Origin of the sequence: Corallococcus sp. AB018, from assembly GCF_003986945.1 — a bacterium.
GTDB classification, from domain to species: domain Bacteria; phylum Myxococcota; class Myxococcia; order Myxococcales; family Myxococcaceae; genus Corallococcus; species Corallococcus exiguus.
The window spans coordinates 19,078-29,149 of record NZ_RAWR01000136.1 but is presented as its reverse complement, the minus strand read 5'-3'; the positions used below and the strand labels follow the sequence as shown (position 1 = coordinate 29,149).

Sequence of the window (10,072 nt, the reverse complement as noted above, 5' to 3'; positions counted from 1 at the left end):
CACCCAACGGAAATGCCCCTTTTTCCCCCTCACCCCCGCCGTGCGATTCCTCTCCGCCTACCCGGCCACCACTGGCAGCGACAGTCCGAAGCACGTGCCGGCCCGGGACGTGGAGACCACCTCCAGGGTGCCGCCATGCGCCTCCGCGATGCGGCGCGCGAGGTACAAGCCGATGCCCAGCCCCTTGGAGTCCGATCCCCGCGTGAAGCGCTCGAAGAGCGTGGGCAGTTGTTCGGACGGAATGCCCATCCCCTGGTCGCTCACCGTCACGCGCACCCAGGGCCCTTCCGGACGCGCCTGCGCTTGCAGGCGGATGTCCACGGGCCGCCCTGGCGGCGAGTGCTTGAGCGCGTTCGCCACCAGGTTCTCCAGCACCTGCCGCACGCGGTCTGGATCCGCGACCGTCACCAGCTCCTCGGGTCCCTCGAAGTGCACCGGGCGCTCGGGCGTGCTCGCGGTCGCGACCAACTCCCGCACCAGCCCCGTCAGGTCCACCGGCTGGGGACGCAGGCTGAAGAGGCCCTGGTCCAGGCGTCCCACGTCCATCAGGTCGTTGATGAGCCGGGTGAGGGAGCGCAGCGACGCGGCCGCGCCCGTCGCGTCCCGCAGGTCCTCCGGCGCTTGATTTCGCGCGGCGCGACGCTGGATGAGCTGGATGCGGGCCTGGAGCGGCAGCAGGTGGTTGGCCATGTCGTGCGCGAGCACGGTGATGAGTTCCTCGGCCGCCTTGCGGCGGGCCTGCTTCACCGCCAGCTTCGTCAGCTCCTGCACCAGCTCCACGCGGTGGGCCACCATGCCCACCCAGCGCGCCACGGCCTGCAGGAAGCGCAGGTCATGGGGGGTGAAGAAGTCACTCTGGGCCGACGTCACGGCGAGGACGCCCCGCGTCTCCATGCCGATGGGCAGCGGCACCATCAGGGAGGAGCGCACCCCCAGCCGGTGCTTGATGCCGGGGAGCTCGTTCGGATCCTCCTCCGCGCGGCCGGTCATGAAGGGGGTCTCCGTCTCGTACACCTGGACCGCGCGCCCGCCATTGGCCAGCGGCATCCGGTCCAAGCCCAACGATTTCTGCAGGAGGGCCATGGGCGTCTGGCTCGTGCCCACCGCGACGAGGCTCTGGCTGCTCTGCTCGAAGAGGAAGACGTCCACCTTGTCGGCGTTCAGCAACTCCGAAACGAGCTGGCCCGCCCTGTCCAGCGTGGGACGCAGCTCGGCCACGGGGAGGGCCAGCAGCTGCTCCAGCGCCCGCAGCCGGGAGTCCTCCCATCCACTGTCTGTCCCTGATTTCGTGTCGCTCACGAGGCAACGGTGGGGACGCCCGCAGCCTGGAGCCACTCGCCGACGTGAGCATCACCTCTGGAGCGCGAGCCCCATGCGCCGCCCGGTCCCCTGCCCGCACGGCAGGCGTTCAGACCATGCCGCCGTTGGCGCGGAGGACCTGCCCGTTGATCCACCCGCCCTCCGGACCCGCGAGGAAGGCCACGGACGCGGCGATGTCCTCCGGCGTGCCCAGCCGCTCCAGGGGGTTCAGCTTCGCCATGCGGTCCACCAGCTCCGGGGACTTGCCGTCCAGAAACAGCTCGGTGGCGGTGGGTCCGGGCGCCACGCAGTTGACGGTGATGTTCCGGCCGCGCAGCTCCTTGGAGAGGACGGCGGTCATCGCCTCCACGGCGGCCTTGGTGGCCGAGTAGACGCCGTAGTTCTCCATCCGCAGGCCGATGACGCTGGTGGAGAAGTTGATGACGCGCCCACCGTCGCGCAGGCGGCGCGCGGCTTCGCGCAGGCCGTTGAACGTGCCCTTGATGTTGACGGCCACGTGCTGATCAAACAGCGCGTCGTCGAAGTCCGCGAAGCGCACGAACTTCCCGATGCCGGCGTTGTTCACCAGCACGTCCACGCCGCCGAACGTTTCTGCCGCCGCGTCGAACATCCGGGGGAAGGCGGTGGGGTCCGCGACATCCGCCTGGAGGCTCAGGGCCCGGCCTCCCGCCGCCTCAATCCTGCGCACCGCGGCCTCCGCCGCGTCGCGGTGCCCCGCGTAGTTGACGATGACGTTGAAGCCGTCACGAGCGAGCCGCTCCGCCACCGCGGCGCCGATGCCGCGCGAGCCGCCCGTCACGAGGGCCGTCTTCTTCTGCAAGGTCTGGGTCGTCATGGGGTCTTCTCCTCTGTGGTCCGCCGACGTCCGCGCTCGGGCATCAGGTGAGGACAAGATGGACCTTTCCGCATCGCGGATAATCGGCTTTGTTCCGGCATCACTGTTCGACAGGGCGGACAATGGACCGGTTCGACGCCATGAAGGCCTTCACGCGCATCGTGGAGCGCCGGAGCTTCACGCAGGCCGCGAAGGACCTGGGGCTGCCGCGCTCGTCGGTGACGGACGCGGTGAAGCAGTTGGAGGAGCGGCTGGGCGTGCGCCTGCTCCAGCGCACCACGCGGCACGTGAGCCCCACGCTGGACGGCGAGGCGTACTACCAGCGCTGCGTGTCCCTGCTGGCGGACCTGGAGGAGGCGGACGCGGCGTTCGTGGGCGGACAGCCGAAGGGGCTCGTGCGAGTGGACGTGCAGGGGACGCTGGCGCGCAGGGTCGTGCTGCCCCGGCTGCCGGAGTTCCTGGAGCGCTACCCGGGCATCGAGCTCTACATGAGCGAAGGCGACCGGCTGGTGGACCTGGTGCGCGAGGGCGTGGACTGCGTGCTGCGCGCCGGTGAGCCCAAGGACAGCGACATGGTGGCCCGCAGGGTGGCGCTGCTGGAGGAGGTGACGTGCGCGTCCCCGGCCTACCTGGCGCGGCACGGCGTGCCGGAGAGTGTCGAGGCGCTCCAGCACGGGCACCGCATGGTGGGCTTCCGCTCGTCGCTGACGGGGAGCCTGATTCCTCTGGAGTTCACGGTGGGCGGCGAGGTGCGCCACGTCGTGCTGCCCACCACGATGTCCGTGAACGGCGCGGAGAGCTTCGTCGCGGCGGCGCGGCTGGGATTGGGCCTCATCCAGGCGCCGCGCTACCGCCTGGAGGAGGACTTCGGGCGAGGCACGCTGGTGCCCGTATTGCCCCAGCACCCGCCGACGCCCACGCCCGTGTCCCTGATGTACCCACGCAACCGGCAGCTGTCCCCGCGCGTGCGCGTCTTCATCGACTGGCTGACGCGGGGTTTCACCGCGCCGTGAAGCGAGGGCGCCTCAGCGCAGCTTCAAGCCCTTGGGACGTGCCTGCAGCCGGTCCACGTAGGCCTCCAGCTTCGGCCGTCCCGTCGAACCTCCCAGCATGCGCTGGTAGATGAACATGGAGCCGATCATCACGTCCGCGGCGGTGAACCAGTCGCCGAACAGGTAGGGGCCGTCTCCCAGCTCGCGCTCCACGGCGTCCAGCGCCTGCGGGTACTCCGTCCACCCGCGCTGCGGCGGCGTGGGGGCCTGGGCCATGTGGTCGCCCATGGACGGCTCCAGCTGCGACGTCGAGTACACCATCAGCGACAGGTACCGGCCGCGCTCGGGCGCATCCACCTTGGGCGCCAGCTTCGCCTGCGGGTACTTGTCCGCGATGTAGAGACAGAGGGCGGCGTTCTCGAACACGCGCGCATCTCCGTCCACCAGCGCGGGCAGCTTGCCGGCGGGGTTCACCTGGAGGAACTCCGGCGACTTCTGCTCCCGCTTCTCCAGGTCGATGGGCACGATTTCGTACTCGACCCCCGCCTCGTCGAGCATCCACTTGCCAATGACCGCCCGGCTGCGCGGATTGAAATAGAGCTTCATGCAGGCACCTTTCGTGAGCACCACGTTGGACCGCCCCCCGGGCACAACGCCCGTGGCGCGGACCGCATTCGCTCACATCTGGTGCCGCTAGGGGGCTGCCTTTGTCGCGGGCGGCCCGGACTGTTCGCCCAGCTTCTGAAGCGCGCCCGCCGCGTTGGTGTTCTTGGGGTCCAGCTCCACCGCCTTGCGGTAGTTCACTCGCGCCTGCTCCTTGTCGCCGACGGCGAGGTACGCCTCACCCAGGCTGTCGTAGACGTTGCCCACCTTCGGGAACATCTCCACGTTGAGCTTGAAGATTTCGACGGCGTCCGCCGGGCGGCCCGTCCGGAGCAGCTGGTAGCCCAGGCTGTTGAGCTGATCATCGGAGAAGTCATACGCGTCCGGCTTCGTGGCCTTCAGCTCGCGGTAGCGCGCGACGGTCTTCGCGACGGGCTCCTTGTCGACCGTCATGCTCAGCATCTCCCGGATGCCCAACCGGGGCGCCTTGGGCGGGATGCCGTGGAGCACGCTGAAGAGGCCGGCGGCCAGCGGCTTGAGCTTGTCGCCGCGCGACGTGTTGTCCAGGAGGATGACCACCTCCTTACTCGCCGGCACGCGGAAGATGCGCGTGCTGAACCCGTTGATGCCGCCGCTGTGGTTGATGGTGGCGAGCTCCGTCTTGCCGTCGTCCAGCTTCAGCGGGTCCATGGAGAACCCGAAGCCGTAGTTCTCCAGGCCGGGCGTGAACATCTTCTGCTTCAGGGCCTCCGGCAGCAGCTTGTTCTCGTAGAGCGCGCGGTCCCAGCGGTAGAGGTCCTCCACCGTCGAGTACAGCGCCCCGGCGGCGTACGGCAGGGACATGTCCAGGTAGGAGGCGTTGACGTAGCCGTCCGGCCCGAGCTCGTAGCCGCTGGCGCGCTTGGGCAGCACCGTGGAGGAGACGTCGTAGCCGGAGTCCTTCATGCCCAGCGGCGTGAAGATGCGCTCCTGCACCGCCTGCGCGTACGTCTTGCCGGTGACGCGCTCGATGATGGCGCCCAGCAGGAAGTAGCCGGAGTTGCTGTAGGCGAACTTCGAGCCGGGCTCGAACTCCAGGTCACCGCTGGCGAACCGCTTCACGAAGTCCGCGACGGAGTACGGGTTGCGCGACTCCTTGGCGAAGAAGTCCGGCAGGCTCGTGTAGTTGGGGATGCCGGACGTGTGGTTGAGCAGCTGGGTGACGGTGATGCGCGAGCCCGTGTCCTTGCGGTAGTCCGGCAGGGCCGACACCAGCGTGTCGTCGAGCTTCAGCTTCCCCTCCGAGACCAGCTGGAGGATGACCATCGCGGTGAACTGCTTCGTCACGGACGCGAGGCGGAACTTCGTGTCCGGCGTGTTGGGCACGTTCCATTCGAAGTTGGCCTGGCCATAGGCCTTCTTCAGGACGACGCCCTTCTCGTTGGCGACGAGCGCCACGCCGTTGAACTGGCGCAGCTGGTGGTACTGCGTCAGCAACGTGTCCAGCTCCTGCTGCCGCGTCGCGGCACCCGCGGCGACAGGGACGAACAGCAAGGCCACGGCCAGCACGCTCAGCAGGCGCAACGGGTTCCAGGTCATTCGGTCTCTCCCACGCATGAGCCTACAGACGTCCCGTTGGCGGGACGATTGCATCCTTTCGCGAGGGGGCGCGTCAGGCGGTGTCGAAGCGGCGGAAGAACCAGCGGTTGAGCACCACCGCGCAGCCCAGGTACAGCGCCACCAGCGAGCCCAGCGACGCGAGGATGGCGGGCGGCGGCGGCACGAAGCCGAGGTAGTTCCCCAGCGGCGTGAAGGGCAGCACGCAGGCCACCGCCACCACGCCCAGCGACGACAGCACCAGGAGCCGCGCGGGGGGACTGCGCGCCGCGCCGCCCCGGGTGCGGATGATGAAGATGACCAGCACCTGCGTGGTCAGTGACTCCATGAACCAGCCCGTCTGGAAGAGCGGCGCGTCGGCGTGGAAGCCGTGCAGCAGCACCGTGAAGGTGGCCGCGTCGAAGAGCGAGCTGAGCGTGCCGAACACCGCCATGTAGAGGCGCACGAAGCGCATGTCCCAGCGAGGGGGCCGCGCGAGCTGCTCCGCGTCCACCGTGTCCAGCGGGATGGCCAGCTCCGACACGTCGTACAGCATGTTGTTGAGGAGGATCTGGATGGGCAGCATGGGCAGGAACGGCAGCACCAGCGACGCCAGGGCCATGCTCAACATGTTGCCGAAGTTGGAGCTGGTCCCCATGCGGATGTACTTCATGACGTTGCCGAAGGTGCGCCTCCCCTCCAGGACGCCGTCGTGCAGGACGCCCAGCTCCGGGCGCAGCAGCAGGAGCGCCGCGGCCTCCCGCGCGACGTCCACCGCGCCCGAGACGGAGATGCCCACATCCGCCTCGTGCAGCGAAGGCGCGTCGTTGATGCCGTCCCCCAGGTAGCCCACCACGTGGCCGCGCTGTCTCAGCGCGCGCAGGATGCGGCTCTTCTGCGAAGGGGACACGCGAGCGAAGACGGTGGTGTCCTCCGCCCGCGCGCGCAGGCCCGGGTCGTCCAGCAGGGCCAGCTCCGCGCCGGTGAGCACGCCCCGCACCTCCAGCCCCAGCTCCTGGCAGACGTGCACCGCCACCCGCGCGTTGTCGCCCGTCACCACCTTGACCTCGATGCCCGCCTCGCCCAGCGCCGCCAGCGCGGGCCGGGCGCTCTGCTTGGGCGGATCCAGGAAGGAGGCGAAGCCCGCGAAGACGAGGTCCGTCTCATCCTCCGGGGACAGCGGCCCGTCCTGTGACGGGACGTCGCGCCAGGCGAGGCCCAGCACCCGGAAGCCCTGCTCGCTCAAGGCATCGGCGCGGACTTGCAGGCACTCCCGCGCGTCCGCGTCCAGGGCCTGCGCCGTCCCGTCCGCCGCCTCGAGCGATTCGCATCGGGACAGCAGGGCCTCCGGCGCGCCCTTCACCACCAGGACGCGGCGGCCGTCCTTCTCCAGCAGCACGGACACGCGGCGGCGCTCGAAGTCGAAGGGCAGCTCGTCCTGCTTCCGCCAGCCCTGCGTGCACTCCACGCGCCGGGCCAGGATGGCCTCGTCCATGGGGCTGCGCAGGCCGGTGGCGAAGTGGCTGTTGAGGAAGGCCCACGCGAGGGTGTGCTCGCTGTGCTGGGCGGTGGCGTCCTCGGTGCGCTCCAGCCGGATGTTCGCCTCCGTGAGCGTGCCTGTCTTGTCGGTGCACAGCACGTCCATGCAGCCCAGGTCGTGCACCGCGCTCAGCCGCTTGACGATGACGTCCTGGTCCGCGAGCCGCAGGGCGCCCCGGGCGAGCGTCACCGAGACCACCATGGGCAGCAGCTCCGGCGTGAGCCCCACCGCCAGGGCCATGGCGAAGAGGAAGGACTCCAGCAGCGGACGCTCCAGGGTCAGGTTCACCAGGAGCACGAACAGCACCATCAGGACCGTGAGCCGCATCAGCATCACGGAGAAGCGGCGCGTGTCCCGTTCGAAGGCGGTGGAGGCGACGGGCGCGTCCAGTCCCCGGGCGATGCCGCCGACCTCGGTGTCACGGCCGGTGGCGAACACGAGCGCGCGGGCCGTGCCTCCCAGCACCGACGTGCCGGCGAAGACGGTGTTGCCCACCTCCGCGAGCGGTGCGTCCGCGGACGCGAGGCCCGGTGCCTTCTCCACGGGGTAGGGCTCGCCGGTGAGCAGCGACTCGTTCACGGACAGCGCATGTGACTCGATGAGACGTGCGTCCGCGGGCACGCGGCTGCCGGTGGCCAGCAGGACCACGTCCCCGGGGACAAGCTCCGTGGCGGGCCGCACCTGCTCCACGCCGTCACGCAGCACCCGGGCACGCAGGGCCACGGCGCCACGCAGGCGCTCCGCCGCGTTGCTGGCACGGTGCTCCTGGACGAAGTCCAGCGTCACGCTGATCAACACGATGACGGCGATGATGGCGGAGCTGGTCAGGTCGTGGACGAAGGCCGAGATGCCGCACGCCACCAGCAGCACCAGCACCAGCGGGTTGCCCAGCCGCAGCAGCAGTTCCAGCGGGAGCGGCCGGCGGCGCCGGGACTCCAGCGCATTGGGGCCCAGGGACTCGAGCCGCGCCTCGGCCTCCTGTGGGGTCAGTCCCTGTGAGGTGCTGCCCAGCCGGGCGAGGAGGGACTCCACCGGCTCGCTCCAGGCGGGCGGCCCTTCGCGCTTCGGCGCCGGCCTCCGCCGCGCGCCGGAGTGGCGCGGGGGGTGCGCCACGGGCTCGGTGCCCTGGCCGCTCGAGCGTTCGGCGCCCATCCTCGCAACGTGGACAGTGTCCCGCGGGGTGACCAGCCGCCAGCGAGGAGAGGGGCGCGGCGCTCGGAGGGACGGCCCCGTGCGCTAGCTGGCGCCGTCGTTCTTGCTGAAGGAGATGACCGAGGCCGCGTCCAGCGCCTGGAGGAAGCGAATCGCGAGCGGCAGCGCGACACGGCCTCCCACGCCGCCGCCCTCCACGAACACCGCGAAGCCGATGCCGTCGCGCACGCCGACGAACCACGCATGGGTCTCAGGCGGCACGGACGTGCCGAACTCCGCCGTGCCCGTCTTGCCCATGAGGCCCGGGATGCTGGCGGCGGACTTCGCCGTGCCGTCCGTCACCACCGCGCGCATCAGGTCGCGGAGCATGGCCGTCGTGCCCGGATTCAGCCGCGACTCCGGGCCGGGCTCCGCGTCCACGAGCAGGCGCGGCGCGTGCCAGACGCCGGTGGCCGCCGCCGCCGCGACGGTGGCCATGTGCAGCGGCGTGACCAGGACGCGACCCTGGCCCATGGCGTCCGCCGCGCGCTCGGCGTCGTCTTTCGGCGGAGGGAAGGTGGCGCCCGGTGACGGCAGCCCCACGTCGTAGTCCACCCCGAAGCCGAAGCGCCGGGCCGCGTCCTCCAACGCGCGCGGGTCCAGCTTCGCCGAGAGCTGGATGAACGTGGTGTTGCACGACAGCGCGAACGTCCGTCGCAACGTGGTGACGCCCAGCACCTCGGATTCGAAGTTGCGGAAGCGCTTGCGGCCCACCGTCACCTCCAGGGGACAGTCGACGCGCGAGTCCGGCTTCAGGCCGCTTTCGAGCAGCGCCGTGGCCGTCACCAGCTTGAACGTGGAGGCCGGGGGATAGCGCCCCATCAGCGCGCGGTGCCACCCCTCGCCCAACGGCCGGCTGGCCACCGCCAGCACCTTGCCCGTGGCCGTGTCCACCGCGACCAGCGCGGCGGGCTGGGTGACGTCCATGAGCGCGGCCTCCGCCGCCGACTGCACGTCCATTCGCAACGTGGTGCGGACATCGCGTCCCGGCTCACCGTCGAAGCGGTACAGCAGCTCGCTGCCGCCAGCACGGCGCTGGAGCCGCACCTCGCCGGAGGGACGTCCCGCCAGCGTCCGTTCCTGCGCGCGCTCCAGGCCGGACAGCCCCACCACGTCGCCCGGCTGGTAGGGCTGGCCCAACGACTGGAGCGCCTCCGCCGTGATGTCCCCGACCCGTCCCAGCGTGTGCGCGGCGAAGCCCTCCGCGGGGGTGAGGCGCGCGGGCCTCTTGCGGAAGAAGATGCCGGGCACCGGCGCGAGCACGGGGCGAATCTGCTGGTATCGCTCCAGGCGCACGTCGATGAACGCGATGAACTGCTCGGGCTGCGCGCTCGCGGCGTTCAGCGCGGCGAGCACCTTCGCGGGGTCCACGCCGAGCTGCGACTGGAGCACGCTGGCCACGGCCGCGCGGTCCTTCACCCGGCCCGGCATCACGCCAATGCGAATCACCTCTCCCGGCAGGGTGAGCGGATCCCCATTCGCATCGAGCAACCCGGCGCGAGGGCCCCAGCTCCGCGCGCGGCCGAAGCGGTCCCCGGGCCGCGCGTCGGGGTGGAACACCTCCGGCGTCCAGCGCAGGCTCCAGCGCTTGCCCCGGAGCACGAAGCGCAGACGGGACTCGACCTCCCAGTCACCCAGTCCGCGCAGCGTGTGCACGCCGTGGAACCTCACCACCGCCGTGGTGGCGTCCTGGGACTCGAGCACCACCTGGTCGAAGCGCGAGGCGATGACGCCCAGGTCCTGCCTCCAGCGCGCGTGCTGCGCGTCGAAGTCCTGGGGCGCGTCCACGAGCCCCTGGCGCTGCGCTGCCACGTCGTTGCGCGCCCAGGCGTCCAGGTACCGCGAGGCCAGGTCCTCGGCGCCTCCGGGCACCACGGCGGGCGTGGCGGGCGCGGCGGGCTTCGTGGCTCGCGGCGCGCACGCGGGAAGCAGCAACAGGAGGCAGAGCCCCACCCAGGAAATGAACGCCCGTCCGTACACGCGCCCCCCTCTACCGCGCCCTTGTCGCCGAAGCGA

The 10,072-nt window shown here is 70.7% G+C and carries 7 protein-coding genes; 1 reads left to right on the top strand and 6 read right to left on the bottom strand.

All coding sequences use genetic code 11. The annotated features are described in order from the left end of the window. Positions 1 to 57 precede the first annotated feature (57 nt). On the bottom strand, positions 58 to 1,299 hold the full coding sequence (locus tag D7Y11_RS26400; protein WP_126935089.1) for a GAF domain-containing sensor histidine kinase: 1,242 nt from the start codon (positions 1,297 to 1,299) through the stop codon (positions 58 to 60). Between the two features lie 109 nt (positions 1,300 to 1,408). Next, positions 1,409 to 2,155, bottom strand: a complete 747-nt coding sequence (locus tag D7Y11_RS26395; protein WP_126935088.1) for an SDR family oxidoreductase — start codon at positions 2,153 to 2,155, stop codon at positions 1,409 to 1,411. Between the two features lie 122 nt (positions 2,156 to 2,277). On the opposite strand from D7Y11_RS26395, the gene D7Y11_RS26390 reads away from it, so the two are divergent. Further along, positions 2,278 to 3,168, top strand: a complete 891-nt coding sequence (locus tag D7Y11_RS26390) for a LysR family transcriptional regulator (RefSeq protein ID WP_120579404.1) — start codon at positions 2,278 to 2,280, stop codon at positions 3,166 to 3,168. 12 nt (positions 3,169 to 3,180) lie between these two features. On the opposite strand, the gene D7Y11_RS26385 is transcribed toward D7Y11_RS26390, so the two are convergent. The 4 genes from D7Y11_RS26385 to D7Y11_RS26370 form a co-directional block, all read right to left on the bottom strand. Continuing rightward, entirely contained in the window at positions 3,181 to 3,753 is a 573-nt protein-coding gene (locus D7Y11_RS26385) for a glutathione S-transferase family protein (RefSeq protein WP_120579405.1), read from the bottom strand. Positions 3,754 to 3,840: 87 nt separating this feature from the next. After that, positions 3,841 to 5,328 carry a serine hydrolase gene (locus tag D7Y11_RS26380; RefSeq protein ID WP_126935087.1) on the bottom strand — a complete coding sequence of 496 codons (1,488 nt, stop codon included), beginning with the start codon at positions 5,326 to 5,328 and terminating at the stop codon, positions 3,841 to 3,843. A gap of 73 nt (positions 5,329 to 5,401) precedes the next feature. Further along, positions 5,402 to 8,017: a magnesium-translocating P-type ATPase gene (gene mgtA / locus D7Y11_RS26375; protein ID WP_126935086.1), complete on the bottom strand. Its 2,616-nt coding sequence runs from the start codon at positions 8,015 to 8,017 to the stop codon at positions 5,402 to 5,404. An 84-nt stretch (positions 8,018 to 8,101) separates the two neighbouring features. After that, the gene (locus D7Y11_RS26370) at positions 8,102 to 10,036 is read right to left on the bottom strand and encodes a penicillin-binding transpeptidase domain-containing protein (RefSeq protein ID WP_126935085.1); all 1,935 of its coding nucleotides are present in this window, start codon (positions 10,034 to 10,036) and stop codon (positions 8,102 to 8,104) included. Positions 10,037 to 10,072: the final 36 nt, after the last annotated feature.